We start from the raw sequence: 20,302 nt of genomic DNA on the forward strand, positions 1-20,302 counted from the left end.
TGTGTGTGTGTGTGTGTGTGTGTGTGTGTGTGTGTGTGTTTACACAATTATTTGGAACTACCAAATTTTTGTGTAGGTTTTTTGCATTTTCTTGTATGTAATTGATACGGTGTAGCATAAATATGAAGCAAACTTAGGAAGTTTTCCTATAATACACAAACTTTTAGAAAGTTTTATCAGCAAGACTGCCATCATCCTAATTTTATATTTATCCTTTTTTCGTTACTTTTGTGGTCTATGAATCAAAAATGGATTTACAAACCAGAACCTAGCGAGGAAGTAGTAGATGCCCTTATTTCATCTATAGGCTATGGCACACTAGAGTCTAAAATACTCGTCCTCCGTGGGATAGATAATTATCAGAAAGCAAGAGAATTCTTTAAACCCAATCTTGAAGATATACACAACCCTTTCTTAATGGCAGATATGCAAAACGCCGTAGAACGCATTGCTACCGCTATAGAGAACGGAGAAAAAATATTAGTCTACGGAGATTATGATGTAGATGGCACCACTGCCGTAGCACTAATGTACCTATACCTTAGTAAAATTGTAGAGAAGAAATATCTAGATTTCTACATTCCTGACCGAAATACAGAAGGCTATGGTATTTCCAAAGAAGGGATAGATTTTGCTAAAGAAAACGGCTTTTCGCTAATTATTGCTTTAGATTGTGGCATAAAAGCTATTGATAAGATAGACTACGCTAAAGAGTTAGGAGTAGACTTTATTATATGTGACCACCACTTACCAGGGGAAAACATTCCTAAAGCAGTGGCAGTACTAGACCCTAAAAGAACTGATTGCCGCTATCCTTTCAAAGAACTTTCGGGTTGTGGTGTAGGGTTTAAACTATGCCAAGGACTCAATAATATTTATAGAATACCTGATGAGGAGCTATATGAGCTTACGGACTTATTAGCCATTTCTATCGCAGCGGATATTGTATCTATGACGGGCGAAAACCGTGTACTCGCAAAGTTAGGACTTAAAACCTTGAGAAAAACTAGAAATTTAGGTATAAGGCTTTTAATCCCAAAAGAAAAGCTAGCGACTTTTGACATTTCTAATATCGTCTTTGAAATTGCTCCAAAAATAAATGCCGCGGGAAGAATTTCACACGGTAAAGCGGCCGTGGAACTCATGGTATCAGACAACTTAAAGCACGCCACACAAATTGTAGAAAACATACTAAACCTCAACGACCACAGGAGAGAAATGGATATGAGTTCTACCACCGCTGCACTCCAACAAGTAATAGACACCCAACAAATTCAAAACGCCACCACCGTAGTTTATGGCTCCGATTGGAATAAAGGTGTTATAGGAATTGTAGCTTCTAGGCTTACCGAAACTTATTATAAACCTACCGTTGTGTTTACCGATGGTAATAATGGAGAGATTGTAGCTTCGGCAAGGTCGGTATCAGATTTTGATGTTCATGCTGCTTTGGAGGAATGTTCGGATTTATTTCTAAAATTCGGAGGACACCCTGCTGCTGCTGGGCTTTCTATGGAAAAAGAAAAGTTTGAACTCTTTAAAGAAAAGTTTGAAAAAACAGTTGCAAAGAATATCAAAGAACACCAAAAAGAGCCTAGCATCACTATTGATACCGTAGTAGATATAGACGACTTAAATAAGGATTTCTATAATTTCCATAGAAAACTAGCTCCGTTTGGTCCTCATAATATGAAGCCTATTTTAGTCCTGAAAAATCTTAATATCAGCGGGCATGTAAAACAAATGGGTAAGGATAACAGCCACATTAAGTTTTATATTCAAAACCCTAACAATAAACGGAATATAGAATGTGTAGGATTTAAACTAGGTCATTTTGCCGAAGAGTTCCGTAATAAAACCTTTGATTTAGCCTTTACCGTAGAAGAAAACCACTGGAAAGGTAATGTAACTTATTACCTCAACATCAAAGGCGTTAAATTCTCTTAATATCAACCCATGAAGAAAGTAAGCCTATTTTTCGGTTCATTTAACCCCATACATATTGGGCATCTTATCTTGGCTAATTACATTTTGGAACACTCCGATATGGACGAGCTTTGGTTCGTGGTAAGCCCTCAAAATCCGTTTAAGGAAAAAAAATCTTTACTAGCAGACCACAACCGCTTGGAAATGGTAGAGCTTGCCATTAAAAACTACCCTAAAATGAGAGCCTCTAATATAGAGTTTTCGCTCCCACAACCTAGCTATACCATAGATACCTTAACCTATCTTCATGAGAAATATCCTGACCATAGTTTCAGTCTTATCATGGGTGAAGACAACCTAGCGTCTCTACACAAATGGAAAAACGCTGATAGGTTGGTAGAACAGCACCAAATTATAGTTTACCCTAGAATTTTTGAACACACTGAGGAAGAATATCCTTACAAAGATCACCCTAACATTCACCAAATCAATGCTCCTATTATAGAGCTTTCTTCTACGGAAATTAGAAATATGATTAAGAATGGAAAAAATACCCGACCTATGCTTCCTATTGAAGTATTTGAGTATTTAGACGGAAGCCATTTTTATAAATAAACTTTAAAGCTCACACAGAATTATGAATATAATTGATAATTTTTTCAGCAAATACCCTGAAGATAAACTCATAAAATGGTTTAAACAAATTTGCGTTGCAGAAGCCATTTCTTGCTTCTTACTCTACGGCATCGCTATGATTTGGAAACGCTACGATACCGAAGGTCTTCTTCCTACGATATTCATCATTATTGCAGGTAATATACACGGTTTATTTTTCACTTTATACCTATTGTTATGTCTTCCTGCGAGGAAAATTTTTAAATGGGACGATGAAGATTTTGTATTTGCTCTATTGGCAGTATTCTTTCCGTTCGCAACAATATGGGTGGAAAGAAAACTCGCAAAAATGGATAGAGAGTAATTAAATTGAGGTTATATCAATATTAAAACACGCCACATTATTTAAAAAAACTAAATTTGTAAAAAATATATACACAATGATAAACATAGATTTTACCCAAGAATGGAAAGATAAACTACTTGCAAGATTTTTAACTTATGTTAAAATATACTCTACTAGCGACCCTGAAAGTGAAACTACACCATCTACACCTCAACAATGGGATATGGCAAATCTACTCTTCAACGAGCTTAAAGAGTTGGGGTTAGAAGATGTTTCCATTGATGAGCACGGTTATGTATTTGGCTTTATTCCTTCTAATTTAGACGATAAAGAAGTCCCTCAAATAGGATTTATTGCACACTATGATTCCACACCAGACTTTAATGGTAAAGGCGTTAATCCTCAAATATGGAAAAACTATGACGGTGGAGATTTAGTGCTAAACCAAGAAACAGGCTTTACCCTTTCTTCTTCTAAATTTGAGAGCCTTAAAGATTATATTGGTCAAACCCTCATCACTACAGACGGTACTACCCTACTTTCTGCGGACGACAAGGCTGGTATTGCAGAAATCGTAACGGCAGCCGAGTACCTTATAGCTCACCCTGAAATTAAGCACGGTAGAATATCCGTAGGCTTTAACCCTGATGAGGAAATTGGACGAGGAGCCCATAAATTCAATGTAGAAAAATTTGGTGCAGAATGGGCATATACAATGGACGGCGGTGAAGTAGGCGAACTAGAATATGAAAACTTTAACGCTGCTGGTGCTGTTGTTAAAATCCATGGTTTAAGTGTTCACCCAGGATATTCTTATGGTAAAATGGTAAACGCTGGACTTTTAGCAGCAGATTTCATAAACCGTCTTCCGTCTAACGAAACGCCTTCTACCACTAGAGGTTTTGAAGGTTTTTATCACTTACTAGAAGTAAATGCTGATGTTTCTGAAGCTAAGCTACAATACATCATTAGAGACCACGATGCAGAGAAGTTTGAAGCTAGAAAGTCATTCATGTTAGAGAAGGTTAAAGAATTTAATGCTCAATATGGAGAAGGTGTAGCAGAAATAGAAATTAAAGAGCAATATCGCAATATGAAGCAACAGTTTGAAGGAAAAATGCACATCATAGATTTTGCGGAAGAAGCAATGAAAATAGCTAATATAGAGCCTAAAATAAAAGCTATAAGAGGCGGTACAGACGGTGCTCAGCTTTCTTATATGGGATTACCATGTCCTAATATTTTTGCGGGAGGGCTCAACTTCCACGGACCTTACGAGTACGTTCCTTTAGAAAGCATGGAGAAAGCCACTAAAGTGATACTAAACATCGCTCAATTAGTAGCCGAAAAATAATCTTTAATCAAAGCCCAATTACATCTCTCCTTTCTTTTAAAAAGGAGAGATTTTATTAAGTTTTAATGATTTAATATAATGAAAAAAGCAATTTTATACGCTATCGTAATTACCACCATCAGTTTTCTAAGCAACAAGTTTATTAACGGACAAGAGCCTGCCGTAGCATTATATTATGGCTTTGCATTCGGATTAGCATGGGGCATGGCATTCTTTCTAGACCGCCCAGATTATAGCTTACCAAAAAAACTGGGAATTTCGTTTATTGGTATCGGGTTACTTTTAGGGATAGGATTTCTGTTCTTTAATCCCATGATTGCAATCCCTTCCGTACTTAGGTTTTCTATTGTTTTTGTAGCCTATTTCTTGCTAGCGAGTTTTAGAAGTTCGAAAAGTCTAAGGAAATAATTATTTAGAACCGATATAAATTTCTGTTTTTCACATCAAAAAAGGAAGAAATCATATCCTTATTTTTTCGTTAAAACCACGGCTATTTTTATTTTTACGGAAAATTGTATAACAGCTAAAAAATATAATAATGGAATTTCATTACCAAGAACCTTTCCCTATCCTAAAAGACGACACACCTTATAAAAAACTTACCTCTGAGTATGTAAAAGTGGAGAAATTAGGCGATAGAGAAATTTTAACCATAGACCCTAAAGGACTAGAACTCTTAGCAGAAAATGCTTTAGCAGATGTTTCTTTTATGCTACGCCCTACCCATTTACAAAAATTAAAAAACATTATTGATGACCCAGAAGCTACCGATAACGACCGCTTTGTAGCATATAATCTCCTTCAAAATGCAGCTGTTGCTGCGGAGGGTGCATTACCATCTTGCCAAGATACAGGTACAGCAATATGCGTTGCAAAAAAGGGAGAAAATGTTTATACCGGTGTAAATGACGCTGAATGGATAAGCAAAGGGATTTACAACACCTATCAATCTAAAAATTTAAGATATTCTCAGATTGTACCTCTAACAATGTTTGAGGAGAAGAACTCTGGCTCTAACCTTCCTGCACAAATAGATATTTATGCCAACAAGGGCAGCGAATATCATTTCTTATTCTTAGCAAAAGGAGGCGGTTCTGCCAACAAGACTTTCCTTTATCAAAAAACTAAATCGCTACTTAATGAGAAAAATTTAGAAGCTTTCGTTAAGGAAAAAATAATGGATTTAGGAACAGCCGCCTGTCCGCCGTATCATTTAGCTCTTGTTATTGGTGGAACTTCAGCAGAAGCCAACTTAGCTGCTGTAAAGAAAGCTAGTGCGGGTTATTACGACAATCTTCCAACGGAAGGTAATATGGGAGGACAGGCCTTTAGAGATTTAGAATGGGAAAAGAAAGTACAAGAAATTTGTCAGAAAAGTGCTATTGGGGCACAATTTGGTGGAAAATACCTTACGCATGATGTAAGAGTAATCCGTTTACCTCGCCACGCAGCAAGTTGCCCTGTAGGCATGGGTGTATCTTGTTCTGCAGACCGAAACATAAAAGGAAAAATCACTAAAGATGGTGTCTTTTTGGAACAATTGGAAGAAAATCCAAAAAAATTCTTACCAGAAACACCACCTCATCTAGAAGCTCCAGTAGAAATTGACCTTAACCGTCCAATGAACGAAATCCTAGCTGAGCTTTCTAAATATCCTATCAAAACGAGGTTAAAACTTAAAGGTACTCTCATTGTTGCTAGAGATATAGCACATGCTAAAATAAAAGAGCTTTTAGATTCAGGTCAGCCAATGCCTGAGTACTTTAAAAATCATCCTATCTACTACGCTGGACCAGCTAAAACTCCAGAAGGAATGCCATCAGGAAGTTTCGGACCAACAACTGCAGGAAGAATGGACCCTTATGTAGACGAATTCCAAAAACATGGCGGAAGTATGATTATGCTGGCTAAAGGTAATAGAAGTAAAGAGGTAACCGATGCTTGTGCTAAATACGGCGGATTCTATCTAGGCTCTATTGGCGGTCCTGCAGCAATACTTGCCAAAGAGAATATTAAATCTGTGGAAGTGGTAGATTTCCCTGAGTTAGGTATGGAAGCTGTGAGAAAAATAGAAATAGAAAACTTCCCTGCATTTATCATCACCGATGATAAGGGTAACGATTTTTTCTCAAGCATTGCACACTAAATTAAAATGAGTATAAATTAAAAATTAGCATAGATTTCTTTTGTGGAAAGAGAAATTTATGTTAATTTTGCCTAAAATATTTAAGACAATGATGTTATCAGCATTTTGGCCGTTTTATCAGTTCCTTTGGACTATTTATTTCTTCACCATGATGATGGCGGGGTTTTGGTGTATCATGATGTTCGCAACTTACATTGTGCCTCTATGGCTTACAGAAGGTCTATTGGAATATTTCGGAAAAACTAAGCCTTTTGACCCTGAAGAAGTGAGATATAAAAAGCTTTACGAGCAAGAAGGCGTTGAGGTAATTTACAAAAGGCCTCTAGGTGATGTTGTAGAAACACATACTAGCCACCACTAATAATCTTTATCCAAGTTTACAAACAAACATACACATTTACTTAGATAGATGTGACAGGTTACGCTTCCATTTTAGGAAGCGTTTTTTGTTATATTAAATTTAATTAACATTAAATATAAATTCCAAAAAAATTCTTAGAATTGCCCATAAAAGCAAAAGAAAAATGGAGTATTTTATTTTTGTTATTATTCTACTTTTTGTACTAGCCATTGCAGATTTAATTGTAGGTGTAAGTAATGATGCTGTTAATTTTCTTAACTCTGCTATCGGTTCTAAAGCAGCTCCTTATAAAATCATTATTATTACAGCTATCATTGGTGTAATTTTAGGCTCCGTGTTCTCTAGCGGTATCATGGAGATTGCTCGGAAAGGTATATTTTATCCTCAACACTTTACTTTTGATATTATCCTTATCATCTTTCTAGCAGTTATGCTGACTGACATTATACTTCTAGATATATTTAATAGCCTAGGACTTCCTACCTCTACCACTGTTTCCATTGTATTTGAATTATTGGGAGCAGCCTTAATTAGTGGTATTTTGTTTTCCATGGCAAAAGATGATAAAATAAGCGAAATAGGAAAATACATCAACTTTGAAAGTACCTCTAATATTGTTTCAGGTATATTTCTATCCATACTGATTGCCTTTACTGCGGGTGTGATTATACAATACTTATGCAGACTATTATTTACCTTCCAATACGAAACTAAATTAGAGAAGTATGGAGCTTTGTATTCGGGAGCTGGGATTACTTCCATTGTCTATTTTCTTCTCATAAAAGGGCTTAAAGGCACCACTATCATTAGTTCAGAATCTAGAGATTTCATAAATAATCATACTTGGGCTATACTGGGAACTATATTTTTAGTAGCTACCACTATCTTATTCATACTACAAAAACAATATAAAATAAACCCTCTCAAAATAGTAGTTTTAGCTGGTACTTTTTCTCTTGCTATGGCTTTCGCTGGAAATGATTTAGTGAATTTTATAGGGGTTCCTATCACAGGTTTTTTGGCCTTTAATCACTGGAAAGAAACAGGAATCCCCGCCAACGAACTTTACCAAGATTATCTAGCGAGTAACGATGTTATTGTGCCTAACTATATGCTTATCATTGCTGGAATAGTTATGGGGCTTACCATATGGCTAAGTGCCAAAGCTAAGAAGGTTACAGAAACGGAAGTTAATTTAGGAAGACAAGACGAAGGCGATGAACGGTTTAAACCTAATGCTATTTCAAGAAGTATCGTTAATTCATCTCTAGTTTTGGGTAATATTTTCAGTGTCATTATTCCAACTTCCGTCATAAAACACTATAACAAAAGCTTTGAAAAAAGTAAAATAGAAGAAGCCACTGTTGTGCAAGAATCTCCAGCGTTTGATTTGGTAAGAGCTGCCACCAACCTTATAGTTGCTTCTATACTTATTGCTTGGGCCACTTCTATGAAACTACCCCTATCCACTACCTATGTATCTTTTATGGTGGCTATGGGCTCCTCTTTGGCAGATAAAGCTTGGGGAAGAGAATCAGCAGTTTATAGAGTTGCTGGTGTGTTGTCTGTAATTGGTGGTTGGTTTATCACCGCATTTATTGCATTTACAGTATCTGCCTTATTTGCTTTTATTCTTTATAAAGGTGGAGAAATAGGCACATATGTATTAGTAGCTTTGGTATTTACTTTTATTATAGCTTCTCAAATTTCATTCAGCAAAAAAGAGAAAAAAAATAAAACAGCAGAAGATAAGTTCAGCATACTAGACCAAGAAGACCTTAATTTAGTAGAAAAATATCGCTCTCTAGTAAGTGCCGTAATTTCCGAAATTGCTCAAAGTTACGATGATGCCATTAACGGACTAAGGCGAGGTGATATGGCAAAGCTAGAAAAAGCTCACAAAACAGTCTTAGATTTAGAGGAACATGGCAACAAGTTAAAATCTAAAAGTATAAAATACATCAAAGGGCTTACCTCTGGAGACCGCGACACTTCCGAAGTACTCCTCCTTAGTAGTGATTTTATTCAAGATCTTACACAATCTACTAAATCGTTAAGCAACGAATGTCTTTTTTATGTTAAAAATCTACATCAACTTACTGATGTTGAGTTTATGAAAGAGCTTGATATTCTAGAAACAAAAATGAATCAGTTTTTCAATCATATCTTAGTCTCTTTAGAACAGCCTGAAAGCGAAAGTCTAGATGAAATTAAAAAGCTGAGAAATGCTGTAAGAGCTCATATTAACGAAAAACTAGAGGAACAGATAGGCATCATCAGCAAAACCAAGCCTAGCACTAAACAAGGTATTCTCCAAACCAGCGTTTATCTACAAAGTAGGGACATACAGGCAGTTCTTATGCGTATTTCCAAAATGTTTTTAAAATTATATGATAAAAAAGGAGTTACAGTACCATAAACATTAAAAATCAAATGTTTTTTACAGAAAACCTCAACAGCATATGATTCTGAGGTTTTTCTTTTTTTTACTATCACTTTATTTCAAACATAATTGTAACATAGCACAGATTTTGAATACTTATTGCAAAAGTTCATCAATAAAAAATGAAAACAAAACTTCAGAAGCCACTATCTACAAATTATAAAATAAATGGATTGCAATATTTTCTACTTATTTGTAGTGGTGCTAACATTCATATCTTGAAAAAAACACCTAGCGAATGGAATAAATTTTCTGGAATAGGAGGCATCGTCTTTTTTACAGCAGTTTTTGCCACATTATCGGCTGGATATGCTATCTATACCATTTTTGACAACTTCTACATTTCCCTCATATTTGCTTTAATTTGGGGCTTAATGATATTCAATCTTGACCGATATATAGTGTCTTCTATAAAAAAAACAAGTTCTTGGTGGCAACAAATACTAATGGCAATTCCAAGATTGATATTAGCAACTTTCTTAGGTATCATCATCTCTAAACCTTTGGAATTAAAGATATTTGAAAAAGAAATCAATAAACAGCTCAACACCATTATTCAAAGGAATAAGAAAGAGCTTCAACAAGAAATGCAAAGCAGAATTTTAACCCAAAGTTCACCTTTTGAAACCGAGAAAAAACAAATTCAAGAAAAAATATTAACCTATCAGAAAGCCTACGATTCGGCATCTGTGGAGCTAGAAAAAGAGGTGCTAGGAAAATCATCTGCTCTTACCAGTGGAAAAGAAGGCTTTGGACCTAATGCTAAAAGAAAATCGGAACTTAAAGAACAACGCCGATTAGATTTAGAAAATTACCAAAAACAAGTCGCTCCTCGCTTAGAATATTTGGATAAGGAAATATCAAAAGTCTATTCTAATGTGGAGAATGAACGCCTTAAAACCGAAGATTCAGAAAACAGATTTAATGGTTTTGCCGCGAGACTTCAAGCACTAGATGAACTGGGAGAAAACTCTCCCATCATTGCTGTTGCGGCGATGTTTATTATGGGGTTGTTTATCTGTCTAGAAATCTCCCCTGTTTTAGTGAAACTTATCTCGGGAGTTGGCCCTTATGATTTCTTACTAGAGAAAAACGAAACCGAATTTAAAGTCTATGCCAAAGAAAAAATAGAAAAAAACCAAATAGCTTCAGAGAAAAGGCTAGATGAGTTTAAAAATAAACTTTAGGTAAAACCTACACTAAATAATCAGTAAAGAAAATTTAGTTACTTTACTCTGAATTAAAGTTTTTACTAAACCAGAAAAAAACTGTAAATTTGCAGTCTTATAAACTTATGCATTCCCACAATAGCCCATATAAGACTGCACACTTCACTGTGCTTAGTATTAGCTTTGAAAAGGCTGATACAGAGACTCGTGGTAGGTTTGCTTTTTTTGATGAACACATACAAGATTTTGTCAATAAAATTCATGAGAAAAATATGGGTGACGCTTTTGTGGTTTCTACATGTAACAGAACAGAAATCTACACCACTACCCATAACTATATGTTTGTAGCACAGCTTTTTTGTGATATTGTAGGCGTAGATTTAGTAGAATTTATAAAATACTGTGAGGTCAAAAAAGGAGAAGATGCCCTCAATCATCTTTTTCGCGTAGCGGCAGGTTTAGAAAGCCAGATATTAGGTGATTTTGAAATTATTTCCCAAATTAAAAAGGCTTACTCTAGATTTAAAACTTATAAAAGAACTACCAACTCCTATATGGAGAGAGCCATTAACTACGCCATTCAGATTTCAAAAAAGATTAAAAATCAGACAGGAATTAGCAATGGTGCGGCTTCGGTTTCTTATGCTGCGGTGCATTATATTCTCAACCATAAAACGCAGCTTCAAGACAAAAACATTTTACTCTTAGGAATAGGAGAAATTGGACAAAATACGGTAGAAAATCTCATGAAACACCTCTACCGTCCAAAGGTTAAAATAGCCAACCGAACCCTAGAAAATGCTAAAGTAGTAGCCGATAAATTTGGAATCCCATACACCGATTTTTCTAATATTAAAGAAGAAATTTCTAACACAGACATTCTAATTGTAGCTACTGGAGCGTCTAAGCCTATTATTAACAAAGAGGATTTACCAGAAGGGAAAGAAATGCTAGTCATAGACCTTGCTATCCCTCATAATGTAGACAAATCCGTAGAAGAGCTTCCTTTGGTAGAGCTGATAGATGTGGATAAACTTTCTGAAAAAATACAGGAAACCATAGAAATCAGAAGGAAAGAAATTCCTAAAGCGGAAAGGATTATCAAGGAAATGGGTAAAGAGTTTTTAGAGTGGGAAAAGAAAAGAAAATACACGCCTAATATCCTTCATTTCAAATCTTCTTTAAAGAAAATAGAAGAAAACGAAATGCACCATTTCTACCGCAAACACAAATACATAGGTATAGAGGATATGGAGCTAAGCAATAAAATTATCCAAAAAATCACTAACAGATTTGCAAAGTTCATCATAGATAATCCAATGAAAGCAGAGGAAATCTCTAAGCTAATGAACGATATTTTTGTACAACAACCAATAGATGAGTTTAATGAAAAACACCATTAAAATAGGCACCCGAAATTCACCTTTAGCTTTATGGCAAGCTAAGGAAGTAGCAGCAGCTTTGGAACAAAAAAACTATGCTACCGAAATTGTACCTATAGTTTCGTCTGGTGATAAAAATTTAACTCAACCGCTTTATTCTTTAGGCATTACTGGTGTTTTCACCAAAGATTTAGATATTGCCCTACTCAATAAACAAATAGATATAGCTGTACATTCTCTTAAAGATGTCCCTACACAACTACCTCAAAATATAGAGCTGATAGCCTACTTAGAAAGAGACTATCCGCAAGATGTTTTGGTAAGAAGTAGCAAGGCTAAAGACAAACCGCTGGAAGAACTCAAAATAGCGACTAGCAGCCTTCGTAGAAGAGCCTTTTGGTTAAAACAATTTCCAAACACCGAATTTTCGGATATTAGAGGTAACGTACAAACCCGACTGCAAAAACTAGAAGACGGTATCGCAGATGCAACGCTGTTTTCTTTAGCTGGTCTTAAAAGAATGGCATTAGATATTCCGTACGAGCATTTACCTTTTATGATTTCGGCTCCTTCGCAAGGGGTGGTTACCGTAGCAGGACACACTGATAATACCGAAATCAACGAAATTGTGAAAACCATCAACCACCATCAGACCCAAGTATGCGTGGAAATAGAACGCCAATTTCTGAACAGATTAGAAGGCGGTTGTACAGCACCAATCGGAGCTTTTGCAGAGTTTAATGAGGAAGAAATTAAATTCCAAGGGAGATTATGCTCATTGAACGGAAAAGAATGCCTTGAACTTAACGAAACTTTTGCGTGGAAACAAGGAGGAAACTTCGGTAATGAACTCGCCGATAAACTCCTAGCTAATGGAGGTAAAGCCATAATGGACCAAATTAAAAAAGAACTTTAAACTCTTTTTTAATGGCTAGTTCTATTCTCTTGACTAAGGAAATCAATCCTGAAAAACGCCAACTCCTTTTAAACAAAGGACTAGAGGTTGATACCAAAGATTTTATTAGAATTAAATTCATCAATACCGAAAAGATTAGTCTGCGTAATAAAACACTTATATTCACTAGTGCAAATGGGGTGGAAGGCTTTTTTAAAAACGGTTTTGATGCACCTCATTCATCTGTGATTTGTGTAGGTGGCAAAACTGAAAGCAAACTTGCAGAAAAAGGCATCAAAACTCTACATACGGCTAAGAATGCCGAAGAATTAGCCTCGTTTATACTTCAACAGCAATGGGATAATCCTGATTTTGTTCACTTTTGTGGCAACCTTGCATTGGATACTTTAGAAAAAAGCATCGCTAATCACAATGCGAATTATATAAAGAAAATAGTTTACGAAACCGAACTTCTATACCCTACTCTTAACAAAAAATATGATGCTTTAGTTTTTTTTAGTCCAAGTGGAGTTCGTAGCTTTGTAAAAAATAATTCTATAACCGATGAAATGGTCTTTTGTATAGGAAATACCACCGCTTTGGAAGTGGCAAAATACACCTCACAGAAACCTATAATTAGCACCAAGCAAAACCTCAACGATTTGCTTAGTCTAGTAAAATCGGTAGTCTAACCAACTTTAAAAATGAATAAAAATATGATGATAAAGAACGATTTATATCTAAAAGCTTTGCGTGGAGAATCGGTAGAAAGACCTCCTGTGTGGATGATGCGACAGGCAGGGAGATTTTTACCTGAATTTCGTGCCTTGAGAGATAAGTATGATTTCTTCACTAGATGCCAAACGCCAGAATTAGCGTCGGACATTACTTTAATGCCTATTAAAAGATTTCCGCTAGATGCTGCCATTTTGTTCTCGGATATTTTGGTAGTGCCTCAAGCGATGGGCTTAGATTTCCAAATGAAAGAAAGTGTGGGACCTTGGCTAGAAACGCCTATAAGAACTAAGGAACAAGTAGAAGCTATAGAGATACCTGATGTTAATGAGCGTCTGGGCTATGTTTTTGATTCCATAGAACTCACACTACAAAAACTAGATAATGAAATTCCGCTTATAGGCTTTGCAGGAAGCCCTTGGACGATACTTTGCTACTGTGTAGAGGGCAAAGGCAGCAAAGCCTTTGATGTGGCTAAGTCTTTCTGTTTCCAACAACCCGAGGCGGCACATTTGCTGTTACAAAAAATTACGGATACCACCATTGCTTATCTTAAAAGAAAGGTAGAGAAGGGCGTATCTGCCGTTCAGATATTTGATTCTTGGGGTGGTATGCTTTCTCCAGAAGATTATCAGGAATTTTCGTGGCAGTATATTCAGCAGATTGTAGAGGCACTTAGCCCTTTAACCCACGTGGTAGTATTTGGTAAAGGATGCTGGTTTGCATTGGAGGAAATGACGCTCTCTAAAGCCTCTGCTTTGGGAGTAGACTGGACCATCACTCCCGAATTGGCAAGAACTTACACCAATCACACGATGACACTGCAAGGTAACTTTGACCCTGCTCGTTTGCATTCGACTCCAGAAACCATCAGAAAAATGGTAGATAATATGATACGCCGATTTGGCAAAGACCGCTACATTGTAAATCTAGGGCACGGTATCTTACCTAATATCCCAGTAGAAAACGCCGAAGCCTTTGTTCGTGCGGTGGTAGATTGGAAAGAATAGAGAAATTATTTCAATAAAATATTATTCAACAGAAAAAAGAGCTACACTAAAAAGTACAGCTCTTTTTTTATTTAATTTACTTTTTCTCTAGCAGTACTCTTCGTAAGCCGCTTGTAGATTAGCCGCGATAGCTTCCGCAGGATTACCCTCTATGTGGTGTCTTTCTATCATATGTACCAATTCGCCGTCTTTGAACAAAGCCACACAAGGTGATGATGGCGGAAATGGAGCTAAGTGCCTTCTCGCCTCCACGACTGCCTCAAGGTCAAACCCAGCAAAAACGGTTACTAAATTATCTGGTTTCTTATCTCCGTTTAGAGAATATAACACCCCTGGTCTAGCCGCTCCCGCTGCACAACCACACACCGAGTTTACCATAAGCAATGTAGTTCCAGAAGCTTTTAGAGCCTCATTTACTAGTTCCGGAGTTGTTAAATCTTTAAATCCGTTATCTGTCAATTCTGCCTTCATTGGCATTACTAATTCTTGTGGATACATAAATATTTCTTTTTATTTGGCTACAAATTTAAACAAATATTATTTACCAAAAGGAAAGCCTCCGCAGGAATGTAGTGGATAAAAAACAGTTTGCATGAATTTTGCTGCTACTGAAACCAAAACAAACACAATGAATTTTAAGAACAACCAAACAGGAAATGGCGGATTTATAGGTATGTCTAACGACACCGAAGAAATAGGACGACTGACCTACACCATTCTACCAGAGAAACAACAACTCATCATTTCATTTGTAAACATTTTTCCGAAGTTTGAAGGGCGAGGCTTAGGAAAAGCTCTAATAAGAGAAGCCATTAGCTTCGCTAGAGAACACCAATGGACTATCTATCCGCATTGCTCCTACGCTCGTGCTGTGATGATGAGAATGGAGCACCTAGACGATGTCTTCCCCTCAATATGATGCCACAAGTTCCGAAAGCTGCTCCTTAGACCAATAGCCCTCATAGGTGGTTAAGATATTTCCATCTTTATCCAACAATACCCACAAAGGATAAACTTGACTGCGAGGCGAAAAATAATACGCAAGTTCGTGTAGCCCTGATGTGCTTCCACTGGTATAATAACGGTAAGTTTTACCAAAAAACGAAAGACTTCGTTTCTCTTTTTCTGCATTCAAATCCAAGAGGTAAACACGCTCCGAGAGTAAACGAAGTAAAGAAGAGGCTTGTTCTAAATCTTTAATCTGTTTCTTACAGACCGAACACCAATCGGTACGAACAAATACCAAAGTATTTCTGGGTTGAGAAAGCCTCAAAGTATCAAATGCCTCCCAAGACACAAAAGGAAGCTGCTGTGCCTTGGGGAAAAACACCGTTATAAAAAGTGTCATTTGAATCCGTAAGATGTTTTTCAGCATTTGATGTTGTGTTTTATTTAATGTTATACCTCAATCCTACAAACCCTCTGATGCCCAACATTGGAGCATAGCCGTATTCGGTATCAAAGGTATAACCATACGGGTTGCTCGGCTCCGAAACTTTTGTATCAAACGGGTCAAACGGTCGCATAATAGGATTTTTCGGTGTAAAATTAAACAAGTTTTTCACACCACCATACACCTCTATGCCGAGTTTAGAAAAATGTTTTCTAATCTGAATATTCGCTAAAGTGTACCAAGGCGAATGGGCAGGTCTGAAATCATTAGGCAACACAGGCAAAGGCATCGGTCCATAAAAAGCCCCCGTAAAATCTGCACTCCATTCCTTTGGAAAATTATAGCTGATAGCATAAGTTCCCGACCATCTGGGAGCGAATAACTGTTGTAGGGTTTCCGTTTGCCCATCTTCTTCGTATTTCTGATACACTTCCATATAAGACGCTCCCAAATTAACGGTAAGTGGCGACCCTAATTTTAATTCCGTATTCAGCGAAACGCCTTTACTCACAGCATAGCCTTTCAAATTTTGATAAATAATTTGATTGGGATTAGTATCAAAATCCCCAATGATTTTATTAGTAAAATGAGAATAAAATCCTATCATATCAAAGTTGATGTAACCGCCAGAAGTGTAAATTTTGTGCGTAAGATTAAGGTTTCCGTTGTAGGAACGTTCGGGATTCAAGGCTTCCGAAATCACCACTTCCCGAGACCCCGTAAGAGCAGCGTGGTCTTCTGTAAAAAGATTGACCACTCGGAACCCCGTCCCAAAACTCGCCCTCAAATTGGTTTGAGGAGCCAAACTCCATTTATACGCCACTCTTGGTGAATGTATCGCTCCGTGAACTTTGGACCAATCTAATCGGTAGCCTACCAATAAAGTATTTTTATCGTTGATATTCCATTGGTTTTGAGCGAAAATACCCGGTAGCCAATCGTTTTGAGGTTGATTGGTTGTTCCATCTTTAGAAAGTGTCCCTGGCGTATTATCGTCGTAATACACATTTTTGACAGTAGCTCCCAATAAAAAATCAGATTTACCCAACGGCTTATCCCAATAGATTTGTCCAAACGCCGTAGATTGCTTCGCTAAATAAGGCACATCGCCATAAAACGAATCTTGATGATGATAGTTATACGAAAATTGAGTAACCACCTTTTCTTTTATCGGAAGTTGATAAATCCCTATCGCTTCAAATCTTTTGGTGTAAATACTCTCCCCATAAACTTCATCGCTCCCTCGGTGTTTTTTCTCCCATTCCAAAACGCCTCCAAAACGGTCTTCGTTAAGATACCTTAAAGCCAAACTCGCCACTCTTCCTTCATTTCTTTGGAAATCCCATTTATTGAATACTGAAATTCGGTTTTGTAATGCCGCATCAGTAAAGTTGTCCTTATTCTTATCTATTTTATTTTGAAAATTGAAATAATTAAGGCTTAATAAAGAGGACACCTTATCGTTTAATCTAAATTTACCGCCAATGTCTGTATTGTGCTCGCCCCAAGAAGTGGAGTTAAGATTAAGCGTTAAGCGCGGGGCAGTAAGTGCGTTTTTAGTAATGATATTGATGATACCTCCCATTGCTTCCGAACCGTAAAGGGACGAAGCTGGACCTTTAACCACTTCCACCCGTTCTATCATACTATTTGGGATACCATTAAGTCCGTAAACTGTGGAAAGAGAGCTTACAATCGGCATTCCATCAATTAAAATCAAAGTGTATGGTCCTTCTAACCCATTGATATGAATATCTCCCGTATTGCAAACGGAACAATTAAGTTGCGGACGCACACCGTTAATCATTTCCACCGATTCCATAATACTGGGAGTGGGATTCTTTTCAAAAAATTTTGCAGAAAATACCTCTACCGGCACAGGGCTTTTATCTCTACTTACCGCCTTTAGCGTACCCGTCATTACGATTTCTTCTATATTTTTAGAAGATTTAGCAGAGTCTACCTCTTGAGAAAAAACGCTTATACTAAAGCAACTACCTAATAAAAATAATGTTCGTCTCATATAAAGTTACATTTGTCTTTTTAAAAAGTTAGACAAATCTAACAATTATATTTAAAACAACAAAACCTCGCTTTATTTTTTAACGAAAAAACAAGATAAATTAAAATTTAGACAGGATATGTTCCGTAGCTTTAGGCTGATTAGAGATGAAAACTTCTGCATTATTAGCCATTCTTGCCCTCAAAGATTCATCTAAAATTAAAGATTGAATAAATTGAACCACCTCTTCTGGAGTAGAAAAAAAACTACCTCCTCCATACTCAATAAGTGCGTCGGCTTCTGGGTTTTTACGATATTTATCTCCGAACAAAACAGGATTTCCAAAAACAGCCGATTCCAAAATATTGTGCAGCCCCGCACTATGAAAACCGCCGCCCACCACTGTTATATCCGCATAAGCATAAATTCTAGAAAGTAGCCCTATAGTATTTATAATAAGGATATTATTTTCTTTATTGTTCTCTAACTCTTGCTCATTTAGTTCTGTATATAACAATGCTTGAGGAAACTTTTTCTTAAGTATAGACACTCGTTTTAAATCGTGTGGAGCGATGATGAGTTTAACTTCATTGTTAACTTTTGTAACCTTTTCAGCGATGATTTCTTCGGCTTCCCAAGAGCTTCCGAAAACAAGTAATAGGCTTTGGTCTTTAAACTTTTTAATCAATGGTATTTCTTCAAAATTAGCTTTAGTCGCCTTTACTCTATCGTAACGAGTGTCCCCTGAAAGAGATGATTGAGATAAACCTATCCCCTGAGCTAAAGCCAACGAATCTTTAGTCTGATGGAAAAACCAATCTATATTCTTTTTTAATTCCGCCACCATCCATTTTCCATAAGGTTTAAAAAACACTTGAGATGGATAAAATAATGCCGAAACCACGAAAGTTTTTACATGCTTTTGCTTAAGTTCACTAAGTAGATTGTACCAATAGTCGTACTTTACAGTAAAGAAAAACTCCACTTGGAAATGATTTAAAAAAGAGGCTACTCCCTTTCTAGTGTCAAAAGGTAAATAACAAATGGCATCTGCGATAGTTTTCTTTTTAATTACATTTTCGTAACCAGAAGGAGAAAAAAAGGTAACCAATACTTTATAATCAGGATATTTTTTCTTTAATCCTTCCAATACAGGTAAGCCTTGCTCGTATTCACCTAGACTAGCGGCGTGCATCCAAATCACTTTATCGTTTGGAGAAAATGCATTTTTAACAATAGTATTGCTTTTTTTTTGTCCCTCCCAACCCTTTCTGATTTTTGAATTGAAAACACTCCCCAACCTAAAACCAATAATTAGTAAGCGTATAAATATGAAGTATAAAATTTTCATTTTTATCTATAGATGTAAGATAATACCATATAAACGAAAGGAACAACAAATACACTTATAAAGCAAATAATAATGTAAGGCTTAAACTGTTTTCTACACGCTGGTTCTGTACAAATTGTAATGGAAAGAAGAACGTGTTTAAAAACTAAAATTCCCAATAAAAGTAACTTCGTCATCAAATCTCCCATATACAACTGCACTTCTCTATTTTCTGGTGTAATGGGTACGATAAGGTTAGGTTCAGATTCAGGCAACACCACCATAAATAAACTCAAAATAAACCCTGCCAAAGCTGGTAGGAAAAATATCATTACACGGGATCCCCAAGCATCAGGCTCTAAATATAAATTAAAGTGGGTAGGTATTTTTTGAGGTAGTTTAGGGTAAGCCTTTATTGCCCTTACAAAGAGTAGTAGCAATAATATTACATTTATAATATCTAAGCCTTTAAACAACATTTATAAAAGCGTTTTAATAAATCTGAGTTTATGTGTGTGTTTGTTTTGGTCTTTATTAAAAATCCCTACGGAATCCAACTCGTCTATCCTTACTTTACCGTGAGCGTGAATTATTTTTCGGTCTTCTAGCATAATGCCTACATGGGTAATTCTGCCTTCTTCATTTTCAAAAAAAGCTAAATCTCCCGCTTGTGCCTCTTCTATAAAATCTAACACTTGCCCTACTTCCGCTTGTTGATAAGCATCTCTCGGGATTTTTATGCCACTTACCTTATAAACAATTTGAGTAAAACCGCTGCAATCTATCCCAAAAAAACTACGCCCACCCCAAAGGTAAGGTACATTTAAGAACTTTTGGGCAGTATCTTCAATGAAATTTCTAGTATTTGTAATCGTGGTTTCCTCTACACCTGACTCTATTTCGGAGCCAATGGATAAAAGTAATTTTTCATCTCCAAAACCATATTCCAAAAAGGGTTGTTTAACAAGACTTTTTTTACTTTCATTAATATTTTCGTCTGAAATTATTTTAAACTGTTTTGCATCAGCCCAACCTTCATAGCCGTCAAAATCTATTTTTATATGCACCCAATTTCCTTCTTGAGAAAGAATCTCCACAGACTCTCCATACAATACTTGAGTGATAATTTCTGCCCTATCAGAACTTTCTGAACGCACGGGTACTACCGAAACACTCGCAACCGCTCTACTCATGA

At 36.4% G+C, this 20,302-nt stretch carries 20 protein-coding genes; 14 read left to right on the forward strand and 6 right to left on the reverse strand.

Going from position 1 to position 20,302, the window contains the following annotated elements:
- Positions 1-237: 237 nt before the first annotated feature.
- From recJ to hemE, 13 genes are all read left to right on the forward strand, one after another.
- Complete coding sequence (gene recJ / locus GXW81_RS09585; protein ID WP_161532148.1) at positions 238-1,947, forward strand: single-stranded-DNA-specific exonuclease RecJ; 1,710 nt, start codon at positions 238-240, stop codon at positions 1,945-1,947.
- Positions 1,948-1,956: 9 nt separating this feature from the next.
- Complete coding sequence (gene nadD / locus GXW81_RS09590) at positions 1,957-2,541, forward strand: nicotinate (nicotinamide) nucleotide adenylyltransferase (RefSeq protein ID WP_161532149.1); 585 nt, start codon at positions 1,957-1,959, stop codon at positions 2,539-2,541.
- Positions 2,542-2,563: 22 nt separating this feature from the next.
- The gene (locus GXW81_RS09595; RefSeq protein WP_161532150.1) at positions 2,564-2,905 is read left to right on the forward strand and encodes a DUF3817 domain-containing protein; all 342 of its coding nucleotides are present in this window, start codon (positions 2,564-2,566) and stop codon (positions 2,903-2,905) included.
- Positions 2,906-2,981: 76 nt separating this feature from the next.
- Positions 2,982-4,241, forward strand: a complete 1,260-nt coding sequence (pepT, locus tag GXW81_RS09600; protein ID WP_013447067.1) for a peptidase T — start codon at positions 2,982-2,984, stop codon at positions 4,239-4,241.
- 78 nt (positions 4,242-4,319) lie between these two features.
- Positions 4,320-4,649: a hypothetical protein gene (locus GXW81_RS09605; protein WP_161532151.1), complete on the forward strand. Its 330-nt coding sequence runs from the start codon at positions 4,320-4,322 to the stop codon at positions 4,647-4,649.
- A 130-nt stretch (positions 4,650-4,779) separates the two neighbouring features.
- Positions 4,780-6,387: a fumarate hydratase gene (locus GXW81_RS09610; RefSeq protein WP_161532152.1), complete on the forward strand. Its 1,608-nt coding sequence runs from the start codon at positions 4,780-4,782 to the stop codon at positions 6,385-6,387.
- Between the two features lie 88 nt (positions 6,388-6,475).
- Positions 6,476-6,748: a hypothetical protein gene (locus GXW81_RS09615; protein WP_153935816.1), complete on the forward strand. Its 273-nt coding sequence runs from the start codon at positions 6,476-6,478 to the stop codon at positions 6,746-6,748.
- Between the two features lie 163 nt (positions 6,749-6,911).
- Entirely contained in the window at positions 6,912-9,167 is a 2,256-nt protein-coding gene (locus GXW81_RS09620; RefSeq protein ID WP_161532153.1) for an inorganic phosphate transporter, read from the forward strand.
- Positions 9,168-9,313: 146 nt separating this feature from the next.
- Positions 9,314-10,378, forward strand: a complete 1,065-nt coding sequence (locus GXW81_RS09625) for a DUF4407 domain-containing protein (RefSeq protein ID WP_161532154.1) — start codon at positions 9,314-9,316, stop codon at positions 10,376-10,378.
- A 107-nt stretch (positions 10,379-10,485) separates the two neighbouring features.
- Positions 10,486-11,763: a glutamyl-tRNA reductase gene (hemA, locus tag GXW81_RS09630; protein WP_161532155.1), complete on the forward strand. Its 1,278-nt coding sequence runs from the start codon at positions 10,486-10,488 to the stop codon at positions 11,761-11,763.
- Positions 11,738-12,658: a hydroxymethylbilane synthase gene (gene hemC / locus GXW81_RS09635; protein ID WP_161532156.1), complete on the forward strand. Its 921-nt coding sequence runs from the start codon at positions 11,738-11,740 to the stop codon at positions 12,656-12,658. The genes hemA and hemC overlap by 26 nt, the downstream gene beginning before the upstream one ends.
- Positions 12,659-12,669: 11 nt before the next feature.
- Positions 12,670-13,329, forward strand: coding sequence for a uroporphyrinogen-III synthase (locus GXW81_RS09640; protein WP_161532157.1), 660 nt, complete (start codon positions 12,670-12,672; stop codon positions 13,327-13,329).
- Positions 13,330-13,356: 27 nt separating this feature from the next.
- On the forward strand, positions 13,357-14,382 hold the full coding sequence (gene hemE / locus GXW81_RS09645; protein WP_161532191.1) for a uroporphyrinogen decarboxylase: 1,026 nt from the start codon (positions 13,357-13,359) through the stop codon (positions 14,380-14,382).
- Between the two features lie 87 nt (positions 14,383-14,469).
- On the opposite strand, the gene GXW81_RS09650 is transcribed toward hemE, so the two are convergent.
- Entirely contained in the window at positions 14,470-14,880 is a 411-nt protein-coding gene (locus GXW81_RS09650) for a BrxA/BrxB family bacilliredoxin (protein WP_004916385.1), read from the reverse strand.
- 130 nt (positions 14,881-15,010) lie between these two features.
- Between GXW81_RS09650 and GXW81_RS09655 the strand changes: the two genes are divergently transcribed.
- Positions 15,011-15,301: a GNAT family N-acetyltransferase gene (locus GXW81_RS09655; RefSeq protein WP_017686175.1), complete on the forward strand. Its 291-nt coding sequence runs from the start codon at positions 15,011-15,013 to the stop codon at positions 15,299-15,301.
- Here GXW81_RS09655 and GXW81_RS09660 read toward each other — a convergent pair.
- From GXW81_RS09660 to GXW81_RS09680, 5 genes are all read right to left on the reverse strand, one after another.
- Positions 15,293-15,730: a thioredoxin fold domain-containing protein gene (locus GXW81_RS09660; RefSeq protein WP_161532158.1), complete on the reverse strand. Its 438-nt coding sequence runs from the start codon at positions 15,728-15,730 to the stop codon at positions 15,293-15,295. The genes GXW81_RS09655 and GXW81_RS09660 overlap by 9 nt on opposite strands.
- Before the next feature lie 40 nt (positions 15,731-15,770).
- Entirely contained in the window at positions 15,771-17,798 is a 2,028-nt protein-coding gene (locus GXW81_RS09665; RefSeq protein WP_161532159.1) for a TonB-dependent siderophore receptor, read from the reverse strand.
- A gap of 100 nt (positions 17,799-17,898) precedes the next feature.
- Complete coding sequence (locus GXW81_RS09670) at positions 17,899-19,128, reverse strand: 3-deoxy-D-manno-octulosonic acid transferase (protein WP_161532160.1); 1,230 nt, start codon at positions 19,126-19,128, stop codon at positions 17,899-17,901.
- A gap of 2 nt (positions 19,129-19,130) precedes the next feature.
- Complete coding sequence (locus tag GXW81_RS09675; protein ID WP_013447057.1) at positions 19,131-19,586, reverse strand: DUF1648 domain-containing protein; 456 nt, start codon at positions 19,584-19,586, stop codon at positions 19,131-19,133.
- Positions 19,587-20,300 (reverse strand): C40 family peptidase, encoded by a 714-nt coding sequence (locus tag GXW81_RS09680; protein ID WP_004916370.1) that lies wholly within the window; start codon positions 20,298-20,300, stop codon positions 19,587-19,589.
- Between the last annotated feature and the right edge of the window lie 2 nt (positions 20,301-20,302).

Origin of the sequence: Riemerella anatipestifer, assembly GCF_009932355.1 — a bacterium.
Taxonomy (GTDB): Bacteria; Bacteroidota; Bacteroidia; order Flavobacteriales; family Weeksellaceae; genus Riemerella; species Riemerella anatipestifer_E.